At 69.9% G+C, this 22,799-nt stretch carries 20 protein-coding genes; 8 read left to right on the forward strand and 12 right to left on the reverse strand.

Annotated features, from left to right (window positions below; genetic code table 11):
- Positions 1-209: 209 nt before the first annotated feature.
- Positions 210-1,478 (forward strand): cellulose-binding domain-containing protein, encoded by a 1,269-nt coding sequence (locus ACPXBU_RS08575; RefSeq protein ID WP_425757625.1) that lies wholly within the window; start codon positions 210-212, stop codon positions 1,476-1,478.
- A 129-nt stretch (positions 1,479-1,607) separates the two neighbouring features.
- Here the strand turns inward: ACPXBU_RS08575 and ACPXBU_RS08580 are convergent, their stop codons facing one another.
- On the reverse strand, positions 1,608-2,075 hold the full coding sequence (locus ACPXBU_RS08580) for a cupin domain-containing protein (protein WP_425757626.1): 468 nt from the start codon (positions 2,073-2,075) through the stop codon (positions 1,608-1,610).
- Between the two features lie 116 nt (positions 2,076-2,191).
- Between ACPXBU_RS08580 and ACPXBU_RS08585 the strand changes: the two genes are divergently transcribed.
- On the forward strand, positions 2,192-2,662 hold the full coding sequence (locus ACPXBU_RS08585; RefSeq protein ID WP_425757627.1) for an RrF2 family transcriptional regulator: 471 nt from the start codon (positions 2,192-2,194) through the stop codon (positions 2,660-2,662).
- A gap of 156 nt (positions 2,663-2,818) precedes the next feature.
- Here ACPXBU_RS08585 and ACPXBU_RS08590 read toward each other — a convergent pair whose 3' ends face one another.
- From ACPXBU_RS08590 to ACPXBU_RS08600, 3 genes are all read right to left on the reverse strand, one after another.
- Positions 2,819-4,069 (reverse strand): cellulose binding domain-containing protein, encoded by a 1,251-nt coding sequence (locus tag ACPXBU_RS08590; RefSeq protein WP_425757628.1) that lies wholly within the window; start codon positions 4,067-4,069, stop codon positions 2,819-2,821.
- A 163-nt stretch (positions 4,070-4,232) separates the two neighbouring features.
- Positions 4,233-5,252 (reverse strand): hypothetical protein, encoded by a 1,020-nt coding sequence (locus ACPXBU_RS08595; protein WP_425757629.1) that lies wholly within the window; start codon positions 5,250-5,252, stop codon positions 4,233-4,235.
- A gap of 169 nt (positions 5,253-5,421) precedes the next feature.
- The gene (locus tag ACPXBU_RS08600; RefSeq protein ID WP_425757630.1) at positions 5,422-5,652 is read right to left on the reverse strand and encodes a hypothetical protein; all 231 of its coding nucleotides are present in this window, start codon (positions 5,650-5,652) and stop codon (positions 5,422-5,424) included.
- A gap of 94 nt (positions 5,653-5,746) precedes the next feature.
- Between ACPXBU_RS08600 and ACPXBU_RS08605 the strand changes: the two genes are divergently transcribed.
- Positions 5,747-6,484 carry a TetR/AcrR family transcriptional regulator gene (locus tag ACPXBU_RS08605; protein WP_425757631.1) on the forward strand — a complete coding sequence of 246 codons (738 nt, stop codon included), beginning with the start codon at positions 5,747-5,749 and terminating at the stop codon, positions 6,482-6,484.
- A 121-nt stretch (positions 6,485-6,605) separates the two neighbouring features.
- On the opposite strand, the gene ACPXBU_RS08610 is transcribed toward ACPXBU_RS08605, so the two are convergent.
- Positions 6,606-7,925: a cellulose binding domain-containing protein gene (locus tag ACPXBU_RS08610; RefSeq protein ID WP_425757632.1), complete on the reverse strand. Its 1,320-nt coding sequence runs from the start codon at positions 7,923-7,925 to the stop codon at positions 6,606-6,608.
- 661 nt (positions 7,926-8,586) lie between these two features.
- Here ACPXBU_RS08610 and ACPXBU_RS08615 point away from each other — a divergent pair.
- Positions 8,587-9,015: a hypothetical protein gene (locus ACPXBU_RS08615; protein WP_425757633.1), complete on the forward strand. Its 429-nt coding sequence runs from the start codon at positions 8,587-8,589 to the stop codon at positions 9,013-9,015.
- Between the two features lie 20 nt (positions 9,016-9,035).
- Here the strand turns inward: ACPXBU_RS08615 and ACPXBU_RS08620 are convergent, their stop codons facing one another.
- Both ACPXBU_RS08620 and ACPXBU_RS08625 read right to left on the reverse strand, forming a co-directional pair.
- Positions 9,036-10,268, reverse strand: a complete 1,233-nt coding sequence (locus tag ACPXBU_RS08620; RefSeq protein ID WP_425757634.1) for an RNA polymerase sigma factor — start codon at positions 10,266-10,268, stop codon at positions 9,036-9,038.
- On the reverse strand, positions 10,265-10,621 hold the full coding sequence (locus ACPXBU_RS08625; protein WP_425757635.1) for a YciI family protein: 357 nt from the start codon (positions 10,619-10,621) through the stop codon (positions 10,265-10,267). Before ACPXBU_RS08625 ends, ACPXBU_RS08620 begins: the two co-directional genes overlap by 4 nt.
- A gap of 144 nt (positions 10,622-10,765) precedes the next feature.
- On the opposite strand from ACPXBU_RS08625, the gene ACPXBU_RS08630 reads away from it, so the two are divergent.
- Positions 10,766-11,125, forward strand: coding sequence for a hypothetical protein (locus ACPXBU_RS08630; protein ID WP_393367232.1), 360 nt, complete (start codon positions 10,766-10,768; stop codon positions 11,123-11,125).
- A gap of 86 nt (positions 11,126-11,211) precedes the next feature.
- Here the strand turns inward: ACPXBU_RS08630 and ACPXBU_RS08635 are convergent, their stop codons facing one another.
- A complete protein-coding gene (locus tag ACPXBU_RS08635) occupies positions 11,212-12,657 on the reverse strand; it encodes an arabinofuranosidase catalytic domain-containing protein (protein ID WP_425757636.1) in 1,446 nt (481 codons plus the stop codon).
- Positions 12,658-12,982: 325 nt separating this feature from the next.
- Here ACPXBU_RS08635 and ACPXBU_RS08640 point away from each other — a divergent pair, with 325 nt between their 5' ends.
- Positions 12,983-14,020: a LacI family DNA-binding transcriptional regulator gene (locus tag ACPXBU_RS08640; protein WP_425757637.1), complete on the forward strand. Its 1,038-nt coding sequence runs from the start codon at positions 12,983-12,985 to the stop codon at positions 14,018-14,020.
- On the opposite strand, the gene ACPXBU_RS08645 is transcribed toward ACPXBU_RS08640, so the two are convergent.
- From ACPXBU_RS08645 to ACPXBU_RS08660, 4 genes are read right to left on the reverse strand one after another with little or no spacing between them, the layout of a single operon-like run.
- Positions 14,007-15,719, reverse strand: coding sequence for an amylo-alpha-1,6-glucosidase (locus tag ACPXBU_RS08645; protein ID WP_425757638.1), 1,713 nt, complete (start codon positions 15,717-15,719; stop codon positions 14,007-14,009). The two genes, ACPXBU_RS08640 and ACPXBU_RS08645, sit on opposite strands and share 14 nt — an antisense overlap.
- Positions 15,720-15,751: 32 nt before the next feature.
- On the reverse strand, positions 15,752-16,576 hold the full coding sequence (locus ACPXBU_RS08650; RefSeq protein ID WP_425757639.1) for a carbohydrate ABC transporter permease: 825 nt from the start codon (positions 16,574-16,576) through the stop codon (positions 15,752-15,754).
- Positions 16,573-17,544, reverse strand: coding sequence for a carbohydrate ABC transporter permease (locus ACPXBU_RS08655; protein ID WP_425757640.1), 972 nt, complete (start codon positions 17,542-17,544; stop codon positions 16,573-16,575). The genes ACPXBU_RS08650 and ACPXBU_RS08655 overlap by 4 nt, the downstream gene beginning before the upstream one ends.
- An 18-nt stretch (positions 17,545-17,562) precedes the next feature.
- Entirely contained in the window at positions 17,563-18,801 is a 1,239-nt protein-coding gene (locus tag ACPXBU_RS08660; protein ID WP_425757641.1) for a sugar ABC transporter substrate-binding protein, read from the reverse strand.
- A gap of 297 nt (positions 18,802-19,098) precedes the next feature.
- Here ACPXBU_RS08660 and ACPXBU_RS08665 point away from each other — a divergent pair, with 297 nt between their 5' ends.
- Both ACPXBU_RS08665 and ACPXBU_RS08670 read left to right on the forward strand, forming a co-directional pair.
- Positions 19,099-20,934, forward strand: coding sequence for an RICIN domain-containing protein (locus ACPXBU_RS08665; RefSeq protein ID WP_425757642.1), 1,836 nt, complete (start codon positions 19,099-19,101; stop codon positions 20,932-20,934).
- 183 nt (positions 20,935-21,117) lie between these two features.
- Complete coding sequence (locus tag ACPXBU_RS08670) at positions 21,118-22,722, forward strand: arabinofuranosidase catalytic domain-containing protein (RefSeq protein ID WP_425757643.1); 1,605 nt, start codon at positions 21,118-21,120, stop codon at positions 22,720-22,722.
- Positions 22,723-22,799: the final 77 nt, after the last annotated feature.

Here is a 22,799-nt window from a genome sequence, read left to right on the forward strand (position 1 = left end):
GATTGAGGCGGGGCGTCGCCGAGGTTCCGGGTAACCGGGCGTCGGCGACTGACAGGTCCAACCCGAGCCGGGCATCGCGGTCGTACGCACCGACCAGCCGTTGTGGCGCGCCGCCGCGCCACATCCAGGGCGCGTTGGCGTGCCGCGTCCCGTCCAGGACGCGCGCCGCCGCGCCGCCACCCTCCCGCTCGATGGCAGAAGGACCTCTCATGACGATTCTCCGCGCCCGCCCCGGTCCGACCCTGGCGGTCGTCGCCGCACTGGCCGCCGTGACCGCGACCGGAACGGTCCTGCTCACCAGCCCGGCCGCAGCCGCCCAGGGCTGCCGGGTCGACTACACACCCAACCAGTGGCCCGGCGGGTTCACCGCAAACGTGAAGGTGTCGCCCGGCGACACCGCCGTCTCCAGTTGGACCGTCACCTGGACGTACGCCGGCGACGAACGTGTCACGAACGGCTGGAACGCCACGGTCAGCCAGTCCGGCTCGACGGTGACCGCCCGCAACATGTCGTACAACGGCAGCATCCCGGCCGCCGGGGTCGCCGAGTTCGGCGTGCAGGGCACGTACGGCGCCAGCGGTGGCGCGCCGACCGGGTTCAGCCTGAACGGCGTACCGTGCAACGGCACCGGGCCGAGCCCGACCGGCGTGCCCACCACGTTGAACCCGACGACGCCGCCGCCGACCAGCGCGCCACCGACGACGCCGCCACCCACCAGCGCGCCACCGACGACGCCGCCGCCGACCAGCGCGCCGCCCACGACGCCGCCGCCGACCACCCCGCCGCCGACCGGGTGTGCCGGGGCGGTGCTCTGCGACGGCTTCGAGAACCAGACCGGCTCCACGCCGTCCGGCGACTGGACCGTGGTGAACCCGGACTGTTCCGGCGCCGGCACGGCCACCATCGACACGGCCACCACGCACAGCGGCAGCCGGGCGGTCCGGATCAACGGCGCGGCCGGCTACTGCAACCACGTCTTCATCAGGTCCACCAAGAACCTCGGCAGCCTGGGCAGTGTCCGGTACGGCCGCATCTGGGTACGGCACACCACGGCCCAGCCCACCGAGCACACCACGATGATGGCGATGACCGACGCCGCCGACGGCAACAAGGACCTGCGGATCGGTGGCCAGAACGGCGCCCTGCAGTGGAACCGCGCCTCCGACGACGCGACCCTGCCCGAGCAGAGCCCGGCGGGGGTGGCGCAGAGCATTCCGCTGCCCACCAACCGGTGGACCTGCCTGGAGTTCATGGTGGACGGCTCGGCGGGTCAGCTCCGTACCTGGCTGGACGGCGCCGCCATCACCGGGCTGACCGCGGACGGCGTACCGACGCACGACATCGACGGCCAGTGGTACAACCGCACCTGGCGGCCCCAGCTCACCGACCTCAAGCTGGGCTGGGAGAGCTACGGCGGCGGGGCCGACACCCTCTGGTACGACGACGTCGCGATGGGGACCAGCCGGATCGGCTGCTGACCCGTCGAGCCGGGTGAGTCCGGCATGGTGGCTCACGTCCCCCTGCGCGCCGATCGGTCGACGCGCAGGGGGCACGTCACCGCGGGGCGGGGTTTCCCGATCCGTCGGCGCGTGGTTGGCGGCTCGTGGTCAGCCGCGTCGGCCTGCCCACAGCGGGCTGTCCACGTAGTGGTTGTCGTAGTGGTCCTGGGTCTCGCGGACGTCCTGCCAGGTGGCTTCGCCCCGGTGCACCGTGTCGAGCAGCCGGTAGTAGTCGAACCGGGGCTTGCCGGGGGTGATCACCACCAGAAAGTCGGCGTCCTGTCCGTCGGCGGGGGCGAAGGCGTGCGGGGTGTTCGGCGGGACGAAGAGCGTGTCTCCCCGGTGCAGGGTGTGCAACTCGTCGCCCACGAGCATCTCGAGGGCGCCGCCGAGCACGAAGAACAGCTCGCCGGAGCCGGTGTGCAGGTGTGGTGGCGCGCCGTCGGCGCCGTGCTTGAGCAGGGTGCGGTTGCTGGTCAGGGCGCCATCGGTGTGCTCCGGGTCGAGGAGCAGTGTGATCACGCTGGTCGGGTCGCTGTCGAGAACCTCGGCCTGGGCCGCGCGTACCAGTGTCATTGTCGACTCCCTCGATGATCGCTGATTTCTAGACATTAGATGTCCAGGAATGGTCGAGGCCAGAGAGGGTGATACTGATCCCAATTCCTGGACAGGTAGGGTCCAGGATTATGCGGATGAGTCAGGGTGTCGAACGGGCCCTCCACACGTGTCTCAACCTGAGCTGGCTGGACGCGCCGGTGCCGACGGGCGCCCTCGCGGCGTTCTACGAGCTGCCGCCGGCCTACCTGAACAAGTTGCTCCAGGCCCTGGTCCGGGCCGGGATCCTGACGTCGACCTCGGGTCCGCGCGGGGGTTTCCACCTGGCCCGTGCGCCGGAGACGGTCTCCCTGCTGGACATCGTCACCGCGGTCGAGGGCCCCGAGGAGCTTTTCCAGTGCGACCAGATCCTTCGCCACGGGCCGGGGGAGCACGCGGGTGTCGACTATCGGCAGTCCTGCGCGTTCGCCCAGGCCATGCGGGGCGCCGACCTGGCCTGGCGGCGGGAGTTGGCCGGCACGACACTGGCCGACGTCCGGGCCGGCGTCGAGCGCGGGCACCCCGAGGCGCCGGCCGACACCCGGGCCAGAATCGCGCAACTGCGCTAGGGCGTGTGTCGGTGTCCAGGCCGGCCAGGGGCTTTGACGCACGCGAGGTGTTCTGCCCGTGGACTCCGCAACTCGGGGGGTGAAAGGACCGCACCGCGCTCGGCGGGCCGCTGTGGCAGCGGCCCACCGGGCGGCCTGCGGTCGATCCGGTGGGCTTCAGTTTCCGGTGCAGGTGGCGGTGGTCCCGGTGCCGTTTCCGGTGCCCTGGAAGCCGAAAGCGGTGGTCTGGCCAGCGGCCAGTCGCCCGTTGTAGCTCTGGTTCGCGACGGTGATCGTGCCGCTGTTACCGGTGGCAACGCCGTTCCACACCGACGTGACCGAAGCTCCGCTCGGCAGGTTGAGCGAGACCCGCCAGCCGGTGAGCGCGGTGGTTCCCGCGGTGACGGTGACGGTGGCGACGAAGCCACCGTTCCACTGGTCCTGGACCGAGTAGACCGCGGTGCAGGCGGGGGTGCCGCCGGGCGGCGGCGTGGTCGGGGGTGGTGTGGTCGGAGGTGGTGTGGTCGGGGGTGGCGTGGTCGGAGGCGGCGTGGTCGGGGGTGGCGTGGTGGGCGGCGTGCCGTCGTCGAGCGTCAGGTTCTTCTGCTGGACGCTCCACTGGCCGCGGCACAGACCGCAGTTGGGGCCGACGAAGTTGGCACCGGCGGTGGTGTCGCCCTTCAGTCGCCATTTGAGGTAGAGCACCGCCACCCGGCCGAACTCACCGCCGTTGGGCTGGTCGTACGTGCCGCCGTGCCCGACGTTCAGGTTGCCCATGAAGGCGGGCAGCCCGGCTGGCAGCTTGCCCCAGTCGTCGATGGCGTTCGGGTAGGCGATGTCGCTGGGTCCGCCGACGAAGTAGGCGATCGGCTTGGTCAGTCTCCGGAGTTGGTAGTCGTCGGCATCGTTCAACAAGCCGCTGCTGAAGATGCCGGTCGTGGTGACGCGGGGGTCGTTGGAGACGGCGTAGGCCTCCAGGCCTCCGCAGGAGAAGCCCGCGACGGCGACCTTCGTCGTGTCGATCCTGTTGTAGTACTTGCTGCCCTGCCGGGAGTTCTCCGCGACGGCCCAGTCGATGGACTGGGTGAGCTGCTGGGAGTTGGTGGAGCCGGATCCGTTCGGAGCCCCGTTGGCGATGGCCAGGAAGCCGTGGGAGGCGATCTCGCGGAGGAAGTTGCCCTGGGAGAGGCCGTTGGCCGAGCAGCCGCCGTTGCCCCAGACGACGATCGGAAGGCGTTCGGACGGGAGCGTCTGTGGCCGGAAGATGGTGTGGTTGGCCAGGCTGGCCGAGGTCTCGTAGTCGGCGGGATAGGGGCCGGAACCGCCGATCGCGGCGTCCGCCGGTGTCGCGCCGAGCGCCATGAGCATGGATGTGATCGGGACGACGGCGGCCGCCAGTCCCACGCAGATCTTCGATCTTCTTCTCATTCACTCCTCCAGCGGATGCGTCGATCACGCTCCCGGCGCGGCGGTGTGGTGATGGCGCCTGCCCGCCGACCATGGGCCCCGCAGGCGATCCGAGGGGAGCTGTGCGTGCAGTTACTATCACTGTCGTAACGATAAGTGTCAATGTATGGCCGGATTGCTCGGCTCAGGTGGTGGAGGATTGACGCGATCGGGTGGTCAGGGCGTAGCCGGCGGTCGTGACGCCCAGCGCCACGCCCCAGCCGAGGAACACCAGCAGCGTGGCGGTCACCGCCCACCCGTCCAGCAGGTCCGACCAGGGCAGCTCGCCCGCGACCAGCCGGCCGACGAACACCACGCTGCTCAGCACGCCGTAGGTGACGAGCGTGAGCGCCACGGCCCCGGCCGGTGCCACCGCCAGCAGCCGGGGCACCGCACGACCACCCAGCCCCGGCACCCACTGCGGAAACTGTTGCCCCCACCGCTGCACCAGCCCGAGAACGAGCAGCCCGGCGAGCGGTGGGACGACGGTGATCGCCACCCCCGTCGTCGTCGAGAGGGTGTTGTTGATGTCGTTCAGTTCCCGCTCGGAGATGCCGAACGGAACCCCGAGCACCCAGAGCCCGTGTGGTACGGCCCAGCCGACCACCGGCAGCGTGACCGCCACGTACGCCCAGCGGCGCGTCCACCGGGGCACCGGCCGGTAGCCGGGAGTCACCGGCCCGCGTCGGGGACCTGACGCGTTCGCCAGCCCGGCGAACAGGATTCCACCGGCCAGCAGTGCGAGCCGGGCGCCGAGGTCACGCCAGTCCGAGGGACGTCCCGCCAACGCCGCCGGGACCTCGAAGAGCAGGTGCAGCGGGAACGCGGTGACCAGAAGCAGTGCCGCCGCGAGCCAGCTACCCGTGGTCGCGGCCCGGCCGGGGAGGCGGACCGCGCCCACGACCACGAGCGCGAGGGCGACGCCGACTGCCAGCGGTCCCCAGCCCGCCCAGAAGGGCAGTGTCTCGACACGGTCGGCGCCGCATCCCCCGGCCGGATCGACCAGATCGGTCCGGTCACAGGCGGTGTACGCCCATCGACCGCCGGCGATCCAGAACAGGCGCAGGGCCCCTTCGCCGACGAGGAAGAGGCCGCACGCCAGCGCCCACCGTCCTACCCGGTCGGCGGCTGCGGGTCGGTGCGGACGGGCGATACGGTCGGACATGTCACTCCCCTGTGGATGGTGCCGTGCCGGCTCACCGGGCCGTTGGTCTCGGCGACCAGCAGTCACACACCGGCAGTCATGAGTCGATGATCTGCGGCGGTGGACGACTCCTCCTCCCCGGCGCAGGGGAGCGCGCTCCCCCTGTCGAGGGGACGACCGCGGGCTCCGCTCAACCCGCCGTGTCGGAATGGACCTCCACGTCGTAGAGCAGCTGCACGTGGCGGCGGCCGTTGGTGATGCCGACGAAGGTCGGGTCGCCGGCCGGGGTACGACCCTGACGCCACGCCTCCGCCCGTGCCGCTTCCCGCGACTCGTGGTGTGTCTTGCCGTCCTGGTGTAGCCGCAGAACGCGTTGGGCGGTGATCCGGTCGCTGTCGAGGTGGATTCGGAGCAGGGGCATTCGCCAACCTCCTTGCCGACGTAACGGATCGCCGTCTGATGTTCATCTAGCTTACCGACGTTAAGTTGCCTGTCCACTGCACTAGGGTGGCGCCATGACCAGCGCAGATCCGGGCGTACCGCCGACGCCCCCGGGCAGGCCACGAGAGAGCCGTACGCCACCACCCGTGTGGCTACGCGAGGAGCCGTCTCGTACGCGACGGAAGGCGCCGCTGACCCTCGGACGCATCGTCGACGCCGCAGTGACCCTGCTGGACGAGCGTGGCGTCGAGGGTCTGACCATGCGCGGCCTCGCCCAGCAGCTCGACGTGACGGCGACAGCCCTGTATTGGCACGTGAAGACGAAGGACGACGTCCTGGACCTGGCCGTCGACCGGATCTTCGGCGACGTGCCCATTCCGGACGTGAGCGACAACTGGCTGGAGGACGCCCGGCTCCTCGTCCGAGCATGGCGCGCCGCGATGCTGCGCCATCCCTGGGCACCGAATCTGGTCGGACGTCCGATGCTCGGGCCCAACGTCCTCGCCCGCACCGAGTTCCTACAGGCGGCGCTCGTGCGCGGCGGCTGTCGCGGGCTTCCGCTCGCGGTGGCCACGCGGATGCTTGCCAACTACGTCATCGGCGCCGCGCTCACCGAAGCCACCTGGCACCGGACCGCGGACCCGCGGGCGCGGGCCGCCGCCCGCGACCACATCGCCGCGCGGGCCGACGAGTACCCGACCCTCGACGCCTCCGGGCACCTCGACGACACCCGGTGGGACGACGACCTGCTGTTCGAGGAGGGCCTCGACGGGATCCTTCGGGCAGCGGCGCGGTCCGGGCTGCCGCGCTGACCGGCGGGCCGCCGGCGGGACCGTGCGGACCGTCCACCAGCTCACGCGGCTCTGGCGCACGACCCCGACCGGCCCGGAGGCCCGGAGCCACTGGCTCCGGGCCTCCGGTGTCGCCCTTCCCTCAGGAAGGGCTGGTGCAGGTGATGGTCGCGGGTGGGGTGGCGCCGTTGCCGGTGGCGGTGAATCCGAAGGTGGTCGACGCGTTCGGGGCCAACGTGCCGTTGTAGGCGGCGTTCCGGACGGTGACGGCGCCCGTGGTGCCCGTGTTGGTGCCGCCCCAGAGGCTGCTGATGGCCTGTCCGCTGGCCAGGGTCAGGCCGACGGTCCAGCCGTTGACGGTGGCGGCGGTGCTGTTGGCGACGGTGACCTCACCCTGGAAGCCGCCCGGCCAACTGTTGACCAGGCTGTAGGTGGCGGCGCAGGTGCCCGGCTGCCCGGTCGGGGGCGGAGTCGTCGGCGGAGGTGTGGTCGGCGGAGGTGTGGTCGGGGGCGGCGTGGTCGGTGGAGTCGTGGTCGGCGGAGGGGTCGTCGGGGGAGTGGTGGACTGGAACTGACTGAAGAACCGCCAGATCTCCCCCGAGGTCCAGGTCCTGGAGTCGTTCGGGCCGGATCCGTCGACCGGGCTGGGGGTGTGGTCGCCGTCGAACGCGGCCCACTGCACGGGATACCCCGCTCGGCAGCCCGCGTAGGTGGTGGTGATGTGGGTGAGGCTGCCCCGGCTCGGTTCGCGCGGGCTCTGCGCGGTGCAGCCGTTGTTCCTGACGAAGGTGTCGCGCAACGACCGGCCCTGGGAGATGTTCAGCACGCTGTCGTAGATGCCGTGGATGCCGAAGTAGGGCACGGGTTGGGTGCCGCCGTTGCAACCGCTGAGATTGGCGCCGGACAGGACGGCGACCGCGCGGATGACCGTGGGTCGGGCGCAGGCCACGGCGTAGCTCATCGCCCCGCCGTAGCTCCAGCCCAGGGCGAACCGTTGGGTCGTGTCGACGCAGAGGTCGTTCTCGATCTGCCGCGAGATGTCGTCGAAGAGGGTCAGGTCGCGACCGTTGGTGTTGGCCCAACCGGCGTTGATGCCCTGGGGCGCGACGAAGATCGTGGTGTTGTTCGACAGCGGCGCGAGCCCGTAGTAGCCGGCCGAGGCGACGTTGCTGGCCGAGCCGTTCAGCCAGTGGAAGCCGAAGACCAGCCGGTACGGGTTGTTCCGGTCGTAACCGTCCGGGATCCGCAGGATGTAGGTGCGACTCTGCCCGCCGCTCTGAATGGTGCGTGTCCCGCTGGCGAGTGTGGGGGCCTTGCCGCAGCCGGCGGTGGCCGCGAGTGTGCCGTTCGTCGCGGCCACCGCCACTCCGCGCAGGCTGCCGTTCAGCACGCCACCGGCGGTCGCCGCGAGGAGAACCGCCGCGCCCGCGATGAACGAGAGGACTTGTCTATGTCTTGCCATTGCTCGACTCCTTGCCGTTTGTCGTCCTGTGGTGGTGGTGCGCGGTGCCGGCGACCCCGGCCGTGCCGCTGGTGATTCCGGGGTTGTGGATGGCGGCTCACACCCCACCGTCCGCTCGCCGTCAGCGAGTCGGATCGAGCCGGCGCGGCGGGCACGGGTGGTGTGCGGGCCGTACCGCCGCTGGCGGGTTGTCCGCGACGGGAAGGGGGAGCTGGGGCATGCCGTCGGACCGAGACTGTCCGACAACCACCTGCGGTCGCCTGGCATCGGCGGAGCGGCCCGGACTGGTCACCGACTGGCAAGGGCGGCCGGAGGGCGTCGCCCTCGGCATGCCTTGTCGATCGACTCAGGTGATCGGGAGCGTGCCCTTCACCCCCGCGCCAGAAGATAGCATGTCGTCTATATAATGCTCAACCGCCCGAGTCGTTCCCAGGCGCTCTGAGCAGGCGTCGTACGCCAGCGTGCCGCACTTGTGCCGCAGCCCCTACCGGACCGGACGAGTGGCCGGGGACGAGGCGCTTGCCTGCCGTGTCAAATCGACGCCGACCGCGTACCGTCAGGACGAATACCTGCGCCAGCTCGCCAACTCGTCGCGAGAGAAGTGGCCGGTCCACACGTTCGAGGCTGGGCCCGCTGACGTCCTGAGGACGGGGGAAGCGAAATGAACGTCGCTACCATTGTCGGCGGCCTCGTCGCGCTCTTCGTTGTCGCCGCAGCGATCGTGAGTCTGCGCAGACGTGGTGCCACACCCGACTCCGTCGGTCGACTCCTGAGACTCCTCGCGGTCGCCGCCACCGCCTGGATCGTCGTTGCGCTGCTGCCGTTCACGATCGATGACAGCGGTGCTGCCGCCTTCTACCTGTTGGGTGTGCCGGTGGTCGCGGTGATCTGTCCCCTCGTCGCGGACCTGGCCCACCGTGCCGTCGCCACGACCACCACGGTCGGGGCGCTGGTCATGCTGGCGTGGGCGCTCCTGCTGGGCCTCGGCATCGGTCTCCGGTTCGCCCTTCCGGCCCTGCTGCTGGGGGCGGCGGCGATAGCCACCACGGCCAGCCGTGGCGCGACGGTGCCGAGCAACCAGGATGCCTGAGGCCGGCTACGGCGCCGCCCCTACAGTTGCCGTTTGACGTCGGTCAACCGATCGCTGAGGAAGGCGCGCTCGACGTCGTTGTCGGTAAGGGTCAGCGCCTCTTCGTAGGCGGTCACGGCCTGGGGCCACCGCCTCAGTTGGCGCAGGAAGTCGGCGCGGGCGGCGCTCAGATATCCGTAGGTGGCCAGGGCCGGATCGGTGAGCATCGGCGTGAGCGCGTCGAGTCCGGCCTCGGGGCCGTCGCGTAGCCCGACCGCGACGGCGCGATTGAGGCCGACGACGGGCGACGGCCACAGCCGGAGCAATACGTCGTAGAGCCCGACGATCTCGTTCCAGTCGGTGTCCTGCCAGGTTGGCGCCTCGGCGTGCACGGCGGCTATCGCGGCCTCCAGGGCGTACCGGGTGGGTGGCCGTCGGCGCAGCGCGTCGGTCAACAACGACAGTCCCTCGCCGATGAGCTGCCGGTTCCAGCGCGTGCGGTCCTGCTCGGACAGCAGCACCAGCCGCCCGTCGACGGACAGGCGGGTCTCCTGCCGTGCCGTGGTGAGCAGCAGCAGTGCCAGCAGGGCGCTGATCTGGGTGTCGGTCGGCATGAGCAGGTGCAGCATGCGGGCCAGACCGATCGCGCAGTCCACCAGGTCCTGCCGCACCAGGTGCGCGCCCACCGGCGCGGTGTGGCCGGTCGTGAAGATGAGATGGACGACCTCGAGGACGGCGCCGACCCGCTCGCCGAGATGGTCCGGGCCCGGTACCCGGTACGGGATGCGGGCCGCCGCGATCTTCCTCTTGGCCCGGGTGATCCGGGCAGCCATGGTCGTCGGTGGCACCAGGAACGCACGTGCCACCTCCGGTGTGGACAGTCCGCACACCAACCGCAGGGTCAGGGCGACCCGCGCCTGCCGGGACAGTGCGGGGTGCACGCAGGTGAAGATGAGGCGCAGCCGGTCGTCGACCAGACCATCCTCGGGGCCCGGCACCGTCTCGTCCGCGACGAGCAACGGCATCTTGCGACGGAACACCGACTCACGGCGCAGGACGTCCCGGGCCCGGTTGCGAGCGATGGTGGTGAGCCAGGCGCCCGGCCGGTCGGGAATGCCGCTCTCGGCCCAGGTCTCCAGCGCCTGTGTGAACGCGTCCTGGGTGCACTCCTCGGCGAGGTCGAGGTCGCGGGTCAGCTGGGCGGTGGTGCTGAGCACCTGGGCCCAGTCGCGGCGGTGGGCCTGCGCGACCGCCGCGACGACCATGTCGTTCATCCGTGGTCGACCACCGGACGGATCTCCACGCCGCTGTGTGCCGCGCGCACCTCGGGCAGCAGTGCCGCCAGAGACAGCACCTCGTCCAGGTCGGCCGCCTCCAGCAGGTAGTAACCGCCGAGCGCCTCCTTGGTCTCCAGGAACGGCCCGTCGGTCGTGTCGAGCTGGCCGAGCGCGTCCGAGCGCAGTGCGGTGGCCGTGGGCGCCGGTTCCAGCTGTTGACCGCCGAGGATCCGCTCGCCGGCCACGGCGACGAACGCCACGTGGGCGGCGTCGTGCGCCTTCCACTGCTCGTCGGTCATGGCGTCCCACTGCTGCGCGTCCCCGTAGATGAGGATCATGTACTTGGCCATGTCTCGTATCCCATCGTGTGCTGGCCCCGTCGGTCGTGGCCCCTACTCTGACGACGAGCCAGGAGGGCTCCGGATCGACAGTCGGGACGACATTCTCGATCCGACGACCGGGGGATCATCGCAGGCTCCGAGAGGTGGAAACACATGACACGTGGACGCGTGTTGGTGATCGGTCTCGATCCGACCAGGATTACGGGCTGGGACCCGGCGCCGGTCGTGGCGGCGATAGCACGCGGTCAGGCCCGTTTCGACGATCTCGGCATCGAGGCCGACCTGTGCCAGGTGACGCCGGACGAGGGCGCGGAGAGGGTGATCGTCGAGGCGCTGACCCGCGGAGATTACGCCTGCGTGGTCGTCGGCGGCGGCATCCGCAAGCACGAGCCATTGCTCGTGCTCTTCGAGAAGGTGGTAAACCTCGTCCGGCAGCATGCTCCCGGCGCGGCCATCGCCTTCAACAGCAACCCCGAGGACACCGCCGACGCCGCGCTCCGCTGGCTGGGCTAGGCCGCACGGCACAACTGACGCCGCCGGCGGTGCCGCCTCCGCGAAACTCACGGAGGCGGCACCGCCGGTCGGGTGGTGGGGCGGGTTCAGCTACGGGTGGACCACTGCTGGTTCTGCTGTCCGTTGCAGGCCCAGAGGAGGAGTTTGGTGCCGTTCGCTGTCCCCGCGCCGTTGGCGTCGAGGCAGAGCCCGGACTGGACGCCGGTGATGGTGCCGTTGGAGTTGATGTTCCACTGTTGGTTGGTGCCGCCGTTGCAGTCCCAGATGATCACCTGGGTGCCGTTGGTGGTGCCCCGGCCGCTGGCATCGAGGCACTTGTTGCCGTACACCTGGAGTTGTTTGCCGGCGGTCTGGGTCCAGCGTTGGGCGGTGTTGCCGACGCAGTCCCAGAGTTGGACCTGGGTGCCGTTGGTGGTGGTGCCGTTGGGCACGTCGACGCAGCGGTTGGACTGGGCACCCACGAGCTGGACGCCCTGTTGCGGGTTACCGCCACCGGCCGGCGCGTACGCGGCGGCGGCGATGTTGGCCTGCACCGCGTCCTCGGTCGCGGCCGTCGGGTAGCCGGAGGTCAACACACCTTCGAAGAAGGTGCCCCGCCCGGTGATGCTGTTGTCGCCGCCGATGCCGAGCAGGATGGCCCCCTCCTTCTTCATCGGGTGGTAGCCGTTGGGCCGGCGCCCGTCGAAGTAGGTGGTCAGGCCGCCCGACTGCGCGCTTCCGCCCCGGATGGCCCAGTGGTTCGGCTCGCCCTTGACCATCGCGGTGACGAAGCGGTGGTTGATGGACGCGATGTTGTTGTACCCGGCGTTCACCCCGGAGAACAGCCCCCACTCCAGGTCGGCCATGATCCACGGCCCGGCGCCGGCGCCGTAGCCCCACTGCTTGTTGGCGCCGAAGTAGACGGTCTCCATGATGGCGCGCTCGTCGGCCAGGCTGTTCGTCTGCGCGTTGCCGTAGTCGAAGCAGCACCACTGGTTGTAGTGCGTGCCGTCGACGACGGCGTAGATGCCCTCGGGCTGGTCGCCGGTGGCGACACCGTTTGTGTTGTTGTTGCGGTAGCCGGTGCCGGGGGCGATGTAGACGCCGTACGCCTTCTGGCCACCGACGGTAATCGGGGCCGCCTTCGCGTCGGCGAGGTTGTCGTATCCGCCGGCGGCGGGGCCGACGAAGTAGCCCGGGGGTGCCTGGGTGAGGCGGTTGTTGCGACCGGACTGGTCGTAGAGGATGGTGATGACGCAGTTGGTGTTGGCGCAGAACGTGTCCTGCGTGGCGGCGTTGACGTAGCCACCCTCGCTCAGCACGCCGATGTCGCGGGTGGTGTTGTCCGAGGACCGCCGGACCTGGTAGAGCGGGCCGTTGTACGCGCCGTACAACGCGCGGGTGGTGCTGTGCGCGGCCACGCACGGGGTGCCACCCGAGGCGTAGATGTCGCACGGTCCCGTGCCGGCGGCGTGGGCGACGCCCGGCGCGTCCGAGACCACGTAGATGCTGGCACCGATGGCGAGAACCAGCATGGTCCCCGCAGCGGCCATCAGGCGACGCAAGCGTCTTTTCACATTCATTGGATCCTCTCGGCGGTGTGGTGGGGTGTGGTGGTAAGCGACATCACACGTCACACCTTTTTACATTAATGTGCGTCCATCTATTGCGCTACCTTCCGCGGCCCGCGCGTCCGGTTCGGCGCCCACCGACATCCACCTCGTCAGGCGCCGGTTCCACGACGTGTCGGATTCGCCGGCTGTGCCCGTGCTGGCTGCGGAACTTCCGGACTCGGGCCGGAGATTCCGGACGGATATGCTCGTCAGCGAAAGACGGTGCGTCCCCGTGTCGGGGCAATAATCGATTCGAGGGCGCGGTATGAACATCGGGGAGATCGCCCGTCGGGCGGGGGTGTCCCGCAGCACCGTGTCCTACGTGCTGAGCGGGAAGCGGACCGTGTCGGAGACGACCCGGCAGCGGATCCAGGCGGTCATCGACGAGCTGGACTACCGACCGAACGCCAGTGCCCGCGCGCTGAAGGAGGGTCGCACCCGCACCCTCGGCCTGGTGATTCCCCCGGCGAGCCAGCGGCTGACCGACATGCAGTTGGGGTTCGTCGCCAGCGTCGTCGAGGCGGCCGCCCGCCACGACCTCGATGTGTTGCTGTCCCCGTCCGGTGGTGACCATGACCGGTCGTTCGAGCGGATCGTCACCGGCCGTCGGGTGGACGGCGTGGTCCTGATGGAGATCCGCCTGGCGGACGACCGGGTGACCCGCCTGACCAGGGCCGGTCTGCCGTTCGTCACGATCGGGCGGATAGCCGAGCCGCACGAGATGAGCTGGATCGACATCGACTATTCCGGGCTGATCGCCCGCTGCGTGCACCACCTGGCCGATCTGGGGCACCGGCACGTGGCGCTTGTGAACCGCTCCGCCGAGCTGGTGGCCGCGGGTTACGGCCCCAGCCACCGCGCGCTGGCCGGCTTCCGGGCGGCGGCGATGGAGCGGGGCCTGACCGGTGTGGAGGTCTGCAGCGGCGACGACACCGCCGCCGGCGAGGCGTGCGTGGAACAGTTGCTCGTGACACATCCGGACGTGACGGCCGTCGCCACCATCAACGAGGCCGCGCTGCCCGGCATGCAGCGCGCGCTGACCGGCGCCGGCCTGTCCGTGCCCCGCGACTTCTCCGTCACCGGTGTCGCCGCCCAACACTGGGCGGAGGACTTTCGCCCCCCGTTGACCGCCGCGGACGTCCCGATGGTCGAGATGGGCGCCGAGGCCGTGGCGCTCCTGTTGGAGAGCATCGCCGCCCCCGACGCCGTGCCGCGCCACCGGCTGTACAGCCCGCCCATCTCGTTGCGCTCCAGCACCGGTCCGGTGCGGGCCCGGAGAGTCGACGCGGCTACCCCTTCGTGACCCGCCGTTCCTCCCGACCGGCGGCCAGGATCAGATAGCTGCTGGCCGTCCAGGTGTACGCGCGGTCCCGGAGCCCGGCCCCGGTCTCGGCGTCGAAGTTCTCCGCGAACCCGGACTTCTCGCACAGCGCCAGGAACCGTCGACTGATCTCGTCGGCGACCCTGGTCTGCCCGGCCCGCCGCAGGCCGTCCTCGACCAGGACGGTGGAGGGTGCCCAGATCGGGCCGCGCCAGTAGCCGTCGGCGAGGTAGTGCGTCGAGTCGACCGGCTCGGTGGCCAGCCCGTGGGTGGTCAGGTGGGTTTCGACGCCCCGGGCCAGCGCGGCGGCGACCGGGGCCGGCAGGTCGGCGCCGAGCGCGACGGGCATCAGGTCGAGCAGGCTCCGACTCGCCCGCCGCTGGCCGGTGTGCGGATTGCGGGCGGTGAAGCGTTCGCCGTCCCACAGGTCCCGCAGCATGGCGCCGTGGATCCGGTCGGCCTCCCGGGACCACTGCTCGGCGGGCTCACCCAGCTCGCCGGCGAGGTCGGCGAGGCAGCGCAACTGGGACACCAGGAACGCGGCGAGGTCGGCCGTCTCGAGGACCCGGTTGGCGTCGAAGGTGGTCGCGTTGTCCCAGCCGCTGTCGTTGCCGTGCTGGTAGTGGGGCAGGTCGTGGCCGGGGGCCCGACGCGCGTCGAGCCAGAACCGGGTCCAGCGGGCCAGCCGGTCGTACGTCTGCGCCAGCGCCGCCCGGTCCGGTGGCTGGGGAAGGCGTCGACGCAGGTGCCGCAGGGCCCAGCCGTGGATGGGGGGCTTGACGTAGTTGTGCAGGACCTCGGAGTGCGTCACCGAGTCGGGTAGGGCGCCGGCCTCGTCCTGGTGGTCGAAGGGCAACTGGAACTGGTGCCAGGCCAGCTCCGGCTCGCCGGCGGCCAGGGCGATCGCGTTGAAGCAGTGGTCCCAGCTCCACACCTTGTCCATCCAGTGCTTGGACATCAGGACCGCGGGCCGGGTGACGAAGCCCGCCGGGGCGACGGTTGCGGACCACAGGACGTAGGCGGCGAGTTCGGCGGCCGGGGTTTCCGCCCCGCGCCACGGTGCGACAGCGTCGACGAACGCGGTGAACTCGGCGGCCCGGTCGCGGCACAGTTGGTCGAAGGTGGCCGACCCGGCGTACGGGCGGCGTGCGGTGGCGTACTCCTCGATCGCGATCTCCCACGGTTGGTCGCCGGGAAGGTCCACGTGTCGGTCCGCGCTGCCGAGCGCCTCGACGCCCGCACTGGCCTGCAGCGCACCGGCGAGCACGGTGACCCGGTAGCGGCGACCGGTCTCGTACGAGGTGAACACGTGGGAGCCGTCGACCGGGTCGTGGTAGAGGTAGGTGCCGCTGAACGGGGTGAGGGTGGGCGCGGCCGCCGCCACCCGCAGGCCGAGGCGTCGGCCCCGGATCCGCAGGGTGTCCGGGCCGTCGTAGACGGCCTCGATCCGGTCGGTGCCGTTGCGCCAGGTCAGCAGCGCGGGCGTGGCGACGATCGTGGCATCGGTCGCCGCGGGGGAGAGCCGCAGTACGGGGTGTAGCCCGGTCTGGTGGGAGACCAGGTGCAGATCGTCGGCGTACGTCTTCTCGGCGACCACCGGGGAGATGTTGAACCAGGCTCCTCGGTAGCTGAACGGGATGTCCTGGACGGGGAACTCCGGACCGGACGGGGCGACGGTCATGGGTGGCGGATGCCTTTCTGTGGTGCGGGTGGTCAGTCCTTGACGGCGCCGGCGGTCACGCCCATCGAGACGTAGCGCTGGGCCAGGATCAGCAGCACCGCGGCGGGGATGGAGGCGACGACAGCGGTGGCCATGATGGCGTTCCACTGCTGGTTGTTGTTGCCGATGTAGTGGTAGATGCCGAGGGTGATGGGCTGCCGGTCGCCGCCGCCGGCGAGCGTCGAGGCGAAGATGAAGTCCGACCACGACCACAGGAACGCGAACAGCGACACCGTGACGATCGAGTTGCGGCTGACCGGGAGCACGATCGACCAGAAGGCCCGCAGCCGACCGGCGCCGTCGACCACGGCGGCCTGGAGCAGTTCGTCGGGGATTCCGGACATGAAGGCCGTGAAGATCAGCACGGCGAACGGCACCGCGAGCGTCGAGTCGGCCAGGATCAGGCCGGGCAGCGTGTTCAGGACGCCGAGACTGAGGTAGATGGCGTAGAAGCCCATCGCCATGATGATGCCCGGGATCATCTGCGCGATCAGCAGGACGAAGCTCAGTGCCGTGCCGCCGGGTGGCCGCAGTTTCGCCAGCGCGTACCCGGCGGGGGCGGCCAACGCCACGGTCAGCGCCACCGTGCCGAGACCGACCAGGAAGCTGGTGCCGAGGTACGGCAACTGCTGGTCGAGGACGGCCCGGTAGCCGTCCAGCGTGCCGTTGGTCGGGAACAGGTGTGGGGGACTGGCCCGCATGTCCTGGTCCCGGGTGAACGACACGTTGATCATCCAGTAGACGGGGAAGAGCATCAGCCCGGTCAGCACCAGACCGACGGCGGTCTTCCACCAGACCCGAGGTGTGGAGGTGGTCATGGCTGGTTCTGCCTCCGCTGGATCCGGATGTAGACGAGCCCGGCGATCAGGGCCATCACGATGAGCAGGTTGCCGACGGCCGCACCCGGACCGAACTCGGGCAGCAGGTTGCCGAAGCCGAGTCGGTAGGACCAGGTCGCGAGCGTGGCGGAGGAGTTGCTCGGGCCACCCTTCGTCATGATCCAGATGATGTCGAAGACCTTCAGCGTGTAGATCAGCCCCAGCAGCAGCGTGATCGCGGAGACGGGGCGGAGCAGCGGAAAGGTGATCCCCCAGAACCGTTGCCAGCTCGACGCGCCGTCCAGCGCGGACGCCTCGTACATCTCGACCGGAATCGCCTGTAACCCGCTGTAGAGCACCACCAGGTTGAACGGGATGCCGATCCAGATGTTCGCGATGATCACCGAGGCGAGCGACCAGCCCGGCGAGGTGAGCCAGTTGACCGGGTCGATCCCGACGACACCGAGCGCCGCGTTGACCAGCCCGGAATCACTGTTGAGAAGCCACGACCAGGTCGAGGCCGAGACGATCAGGGGCAGCAGCCACGGTACGAGGATCAACGCCCGCAACGTGCGCGACAGCGGGAAGTGCTGGTGGAAGAAGAGCGCCAGGGCCATGCCGATGACGAACTGGAAGACGAGCGACGCGGCGGTGAAGATCAGGGTGTGCGACAGGGTGGATCCGAAGGCCGGATCGGTCAGGACCGTCCGGTAGTTGTCGAGGCCGGCGAAGGGCGCGCCGCCCTGCACGAACGAGCGGACGGTGTACTCGCGCAGGCTCAGGTCGAGATTGCGGTAGAGCGGGTAGGCGTAGAAGGCCACCAGGTAGAGGGTGACCGGCGCCAGGAAGCCCCAGGCCAGCCATCGGTTGGGCCGGCGGGCGCGGGACGGCGGAGGCCCGGGTGGGGCGGACTTCGCCGCCCCACCCGGATCCGGTACGGCAGTGGAGCTGTGTGTCGAGGGGAGCATGGTGTCGGTTCGGCGCGGTTACCTGGTCGCGGCCTGGGCGGCGGTCAGCGCGTCCTTCGGTGACTTCCCACCGCTGAGGGCCGACTGCACCGCGGTCCACAGCGATTCCGAGATCTTCGGGTACTTCGTGCCGAGGTTGTCGCCGGTGCGGCCCTTGGCCGCCCGGACCGCCTCCACCCAGACCTTGAGCTTGGGGTCGGCGGCGGCCTGCCGATCCTGCACGGCCGTGACGGGTGCGACGTAGGACAGCGTGGTGTCGGTGGTGAGCAGGTTGTCGGCGTTGGTGAGGCAGGCGACGATCTTCTGCGACGTCTCGTACCTGGCGGTCTTCTTCTGCACCGGAATGGAGACGAACTCACCGCCGGTGGGCGCCGGCGCCGGCCCGCCCGCGTTGGCCGGGATGGCGATGGTGCCGTAGGAGAAGCCGAGCTTCTCCGCGTTGGCCAGCTGCCAGGTGCCGTTCTCGGCGAACGCGAAGTCGCCGGTGGCGAACTCCTGCCAACTCGTGGTCTGGGTGTTGTTGATGACCGAGTTCGGGGCGAGGCCCTGCTTGAGCCAGTCGGTCCAGAGCGTCAACGCGGACACCGCCTGCGGTGAGTCCAGGCTCGTCAGTTGGGCGCCCGAGCCCCAGAACCAGGGCAGGAACTGGAAGCTGCCCTCCTCGGTGCCGATCGCGGAGAAGGTGATGCCCTTCTTCCCCTTGGCCTTGACCGCGTTCAGGGCCGTGGTCAGCGACGCCCAGTCCTTGATCGAGGCCGGGTCGACACCGGCGGCCTTCAGCAGGTCCTTGTTGTAGTAGAGGGCGAGGGTGTTCGCGCCGATCGGCACCCCGTACGTCTTGCCCGCGCTCTGGCCGGCGCCGAGCAGGTTCGGCGCCATGGCCGAGACGTCGAGCTTGTTGTCCTCGGTGGTGGTGAGCGCGCCGGCCTCGGCCAGTGTCGAGATGACCGGGTTGTCCACGATCAGCACGTCCGGCGAGTTGCTCTGCTGGGCGGCGAGCAGGGCCTTGTTGGTCAGGTCGGTGGTGTCGTAGCCGGTCCGCTCGACGGTCGCCGCCCCCGCCGAGGTGCCGCACTTCTTGAGCAGTGCGACCCACTCGGAGTCGGCGGCGAACTGCGGATACGGGTCCCAGACGAGGTAGGCGCCGCCGTCGCTGGCCCCGTCGTCGGAGGACGACGAGCAGGCGCTGCCGGTCACCGCGGCAAGGGCTATCACGGCGACGGCGGCCAAGCGCCGTCGACGACTGAGTCCTGTCATGTGTTGCCTCACTTCAGTCGATCGTCAGGTGGGTGTGCGGGTTGACCGTCGCGGGGTCGGACACCGTCCGACCATGAGGCGAACCGATTCGACAAATCGGTTCGCACGAAGATAGGTCCGCCGCTGTCGGCTGGTCAAGAGATGATCGGGTGTTCCGAAGGCTGCGCTGTGAAACGCCACCTTCACCGTGTCGTCACTTCATTGACATGGTTCAGTTCCTGGTCCTACGATCCGTGCGAATCGATTCGCAAGCAGCCCTCCGGAGAGCGTCCCCCGCGCCCCACCAAGGAGCCGCCCGTGAAAACCCCGTCCCCCGGCAGGTCAGGCCGAGCCCGCGCGCTCGCCGCCCGACTCGCGGTTGGCCTGCTCGCCGCCACCGCCGCCGTCACCGTCGCCGCGCCTCCAGCGCAGGCCGGCAACGAGTCGATAAGCGTCAACTTCGCCACGGACAACGGCACGCCTACCTACCGCGCGTCCGGCTGGATCTACGGCATGACCGAGAACGCCAGCGGTCCGGCGGACCACTTCTACCGAGACGTCAAGTTCCAGTCCATGCGCGCCGGCGGCGCGCAGCTCCCGGGCAGCGGCTGGGTCGGCGGCACCTACGACCGCCGGTGGAACTCCACACTCGCCCAGGCACGTCGGACCACTGCCCTCGGCGGGAAGTTCATCATCCTGCCGCACGACCTGTGGGGTGCCGACGGCGCCGGAATCTCGCGCTTCCCCGGCGACAACGGCAACTGGACCGACTACGACAACTTCCTGACCCGGCTCATCGGCGACGTCCGCGCGTCCGGGCTGAACGTGCAGTGGGACATCTGGAACGAACCCAACATCACCATCTTCTGGAACCGCCCGATCTCCCAGTACCTCGAACTGTGGCGCCGCACCTACCAGCGCCTCCGGGTGGAGTTCCCCAACCAGCTCATCGTCGGGCCGAGCTGTGCCTGCGTCCCGTCGACGAACCACGCCTTCTGGAACCAGTACCTGGACTTCGTCCGCTCGACGAACACGGTGCCGGACATCATCAGCTGGCACTCGCTGCCGGGCGACCCGGTCGCCAACGTCGCCGCGGCCAACGCCACCCTCGACCCCCGTGGCATCGCCCACCCACGGCCCTACCAGATCAACGAGTACGGCGCGCCCGACGAGCAGAACCCGGCCGACGGCGCCTGGTACATCGCGCGGCTGGAACGGGCCCGGGCCGACGGCCTGCGGGCGAATTGGGCCAGCGGGGGCAGCCTGCACAACGACCTCGGCAACCTGTTGATCCGCAACTCGGCCGGGCAGCACCAGCCCAAGGGTGAGTGGTGGAACTACCGCTTCTACGCCTCCCAGACCGGGCAGATCGCCGGGGTCACGCCCAGCCAGTCGTACGACGCGTTCGCCACGAAGGCGGCGGGCGTGGCCAAGATCCTGATCGGTGGTGGTCGTACCACCGGGAACCTGACCGTCAACCTCCAGGGCCTGGACACCACGAGCGGCATCGTGCAGAACAACCAGGTTCGGGTCCTCACCCAACGCATCCCGCACAACGGCGGCGGTGCCGTGGCGGGGCCGATCACGGTCTCGAACAGCGTGGTCGGCGTGTCCAACAACAACGCCACCGTGACCGTGCCGTACACCAACCAGACCGACACCTACGCCGTCACCCTGCTGCCCCCGGCCGACGCCAGCTTCCAGTCGGTGGCGGTGGCCCAGCACTCCCAGCAGTGCCTCAACAACACCGGCCTGAGCACCGCCGACGGCAACGGCCAACAGCAGAACTACTGCGACGGCGGCGACCAGCAGCTCTGGAACTTCAGCCCGGTCGCCGGCGTGGCCAACACGTACACCGTGGTCAACCAGCAGAGCGGCAAGTGCCTCGAGGTCAACGGGGCGTCCACCGCCGACGGTGCTGCCGTGAGCCAGCGGACCTGCTTGAACAGCTCGAACCAGCAGTTCACCCTCCGCAGGGTGACCTACTCGGGCAACGACTCGCACGACTACCAGCTGGTTGCCCGACACAGCGGCAAGTGTGTGGATGTCAACGGCGTTTCCACGGCGGCTGGCGCAACTGTCCTCCAGTGGACCTGCAAGGCGGTCAACCAGAACGGCTCGTTGAACCAGACCTGGCGGCTCCTGGGGCGGTAGTCGTCCCGGGAGAAGGTGACGCGCTGGCCGCCCGCCCCGCGGTCAGCGCGCCACCTCCCGCGCTGCATTCATTGACATGAATAAAATAAAGGTCATACGATTCGCTGCGATTCGCCATGCCACCACCCGCCCGTGGCGCGTCGACGATCCCCCCGCGCTTTCACAACTCCGAGGAGCCACCTCGTGCGAACCCCGTCCCGCAGCGGGCCAGCAACAGCCCGCGACCTCATCCCGAGACGCCAACGCGTCCGACGTCTGACCCTCCTCGCCGGTGCCCTGGCCGGGGTGCTCGTCGTCGTGGGCATCGGCGTCGGCACCGCCCCCACCGGCTCGCCCTTCGCCGCCGACGCCGCCGCGGCGGCGACCATCGCGCCGGGGCAGAGCACCCGGATCGTCGGCACGCCGTCCGGTCGCTGCCTCGAGGTGCCCAACTCCAGCACCACCAACGGCACCCAGACGCAACTCTGGGACTGCAACGGCGCCGCCGGCCAGACCTGGACCTGGACGTCGAGCAAGCAACTCCAGGTGTACGGCAACAAGTGCCTGGACGCCTCCGGCCGGGGCACCACGAACGGCACCCAGGCGATCATCTGGGACTGCAACGGCCAGAACAACCAGCAGTGGAACGTCAACAGCAACGGCACCATCACCGGCGTGCAGTCCGGGCTCTGCCTCGACGCCAACGCCGCCGCCACCGCGAACGGCACCAAGGTCATCCTCTGGGCCTGCAACGGTGGCGCCAACCAGCAGTGGGCGTCGCCGAACACGCCGCCGACCTCCGTGCCGCCGACCTCCGAGCCGCCGACCAGCCCCCCGCCGAGCGGTGCGCGCCCGTGTGACATCTACGCCTCCGGCGGCACCCCGTGCGTCGCGGCACACAGCACGACGCGAGCGCTCTACGCGGCGTACACCGGCAACCTCTACCAGGTCCGGCGCTCGTCGGACAACACGACCCGCAATGTCGGGCTGACCGGCACGGGTGGCACCGCGAACGCGGCGACCCAGGATTCGTTCTGCACCGGCACCACCTGCGTCATCACCGTCGTCTTCGACCAGTCCGGGCGCGGCAACGACCTCTGGTACCAGGGGTCGAGCGTGGTTCCGGGCAGCCCGCAGAGCAGGCCGGCGGTCGCGACGACCGAGTCGTTGACCGTGGGCGGCGCCAAGGCGTACTCGCTCTACATCAACCCCGGCAACAGCTACTGGCGCGACGGGCACCTCACCGGAGTGCCGACCGGGGCCGCTCCCGAGGGCATGTACATGGTGACGAGCGGCACCCACGTCAACAGCGGCTGCTGCTTCGACTACGGCAACAGCGAGACGACCCGCAAGGCCGACGCCGCCGGTGCGATGGACGCCATCAACTTCAGCAAGCAGTGCTGGTTCGGCGGCTGCTCCGGCAGCGGACCGTGGGTGCAGGCAGACCTCGAGTGGGGTCTCTTCCCCGGTGGCAGCCAGAGCTGGAACCCGAACCAGCGCGCCTTCACCAGCAAGTTCGTGACCGCGACCCTGAAGAACAACGGCACGAGCCGCTTCGCCATGAAGGGCAGCGACGCCACGTCCGGCAGCCTCTACACGCTGTACGACGGCTCGCTCCCGCCGGGCTACAGCCCGATGAAGAAGCAGGGTGCGATCATCCTGGGCAGTGGCGGTGACTGCTGCAAGCCCGACGGCGGCGCGAACCTGAGCGCCGGCACCTTCTACGAGGGGGCCATGGTCGCCGGCTACCCGTCCGACGCGACCGAGGCCGCGGTGCAGGCCAGCATCGTGAGTGCCGGCTACCGCTAGCCCGACAACACGTGCGCCGGTCACCACGAGTTGGTGACCGGCGCACGTACTCGTCGACTCCCGCCCGGCCGGGGCCG

This window comes from Micromonospora sp. DT231, assembly GCF_049847025.1.
Taxonomy (GTDB): domain Bacteria; phylum Actinomycetota; class Actinomycetes; order Mycobacteriales; family Micromonosporaceae; genus Micromonospora.

What these genes read in the sequence shown, in the direction of transcription:
- ACPXBU_RS08575 (WP_425757625.1), top strand. Translation starts at nt 210, where the DNA reads ATGACGATTCTCCGCGCCCGCCCCGGTCCGACCCTGGCGGTCGTCGCC.
- ACPXBU_RS08580 (WP_425757626.1), bottom strand. Translation starts at nt 2,075, where the DNA reads ATGACACTGGTACGCGCGGCCCAGGCCGAGGTTCTCGACAGCGACCCG.
- ACPXBU_RS08585 (WP_425757627.1), top strand. Translation starts at nt 2,192, where the DNA reads ATGAGTCAGGGTGTCGAACGGGCCCTCCACACGTGTCTCAACCTGAGC.
- ACPXBU_RS08590 (WP_425757628.1), bottom strand. Translation starts at nt 4,069, where the DNA reads ATGAGAAGAAGATCGAAGATCTGCGTGGGACTGGCGGCCGCCGTCGTC.
- ACPXBU_RS08595 (WP_425757629.1), bottom strand. Translation starts at nt 5,252, where the DNA reads ATGTCCGACCGTATCGCCCGTCCGCACCGACCCGCAGCCGCCGACCGG.
- ACPXBU_RS08600 (WP_425757630.1), bottom strand. Translation starts at nt 5,652, where the DNA reads ATGCCCCTGCTCCGAATCCACCTCGACAGCGACCGGATCACCGCCCAA.
- ACPXBU_RS08605 (WP_425757631.1), top strand. Translation starts at nt 5,747, where the DNA reads ATGACCAGCGCAGATCCGGGCGTACCGCCGACGCCCCCGGGCAGGCCA.
- ACPXBU_RS08610 (WP_425757632.1), bottom strand. Translation starts at nt 7,925, where the DNA reads ATGGCAAGACATAGACAAGTCCTCTCGTTCATCGCGGGCGCGGCGGTT.
- ACPXBU_RS08615 (WP_425757633.1), top strand. Translation starts at nt 8,587, where the DNA reads ATGAACGTCGCTACCATTGTCGGCGGCCTCGTCGCGCTCTTCGTTGTC.
- ACPXBU_RS08620 (WP_425757634.1), bottom strand. Translation starts at nt 10,268, where the DNA reads ATGAACGACATGGTCGTCGCGGCGGTCGCGCAGGCCCACCGCCGCGAC.
- ACPXBU_RS08625 (WP_425757635.1), bottom strand. Translation starts at nt 10,621, where the DNA reads ATGGCCAAGTACATGATCCTCATCTACGGGGACGCGCAGCAGTGGGAC.
- ACPXBU_RS08630 (WP_393367232.1), top strand. Translation starts at nt 10,766, where the DNA reads ATGACACGTGGACGCGTGTTGGTGATCGGTCTCGATCCGACCAGGATT.
- ACPXBU_RS08635 (WP_425757636.1), bottom strand. Translation starts at nt 12,657, where the DNA reads ATGGCCGCTGCGGGGACCATGCTGGTTCTCGCCATCGGTGCCAGCATC.
- ACPXBU_RS08640 (WP_425757637.1), top strand. Translation starts at nt 12,983, where the DNA reads ATGAACATCGGGGAGATCGCCCGTCGGGCGGGGGTGTCCCGCAGCACC.
- ACPXBU_RS08645 (WP_425757638.1), bottom strand. Translation starts at nt 15,719, where the DNA reads ATGACCGTCGCCCCGTCCGGTCCGGAGTTCCCCGTCCAGGACATCCCG.
- ACPXBU_RS08650 (WP_425757639.1), bottom strand. Translation starts at nt 16,576, where the DNA reads ATGACCACCTCCACACCTCGGGTCTGGTGGAAGACCGCCGTCGGTCTG.
- ACPXBU_RS08655 (WP_425757640.1), bottom strand. Translation starts at nt 17,544, where the DNA reads ATGCTCCCCTCGACACACAGCTCCACTGCCGTACCGGATCCGGGTGGG.
- ACPXBU_RS08660 (WP_425757641.1), bottom strand. Translation starts at nt 18,801, where the DNA reads ATGACAGGACTCAGTCGTCGACGGCGCTTGGCCGCCGTCGCCGTGATA.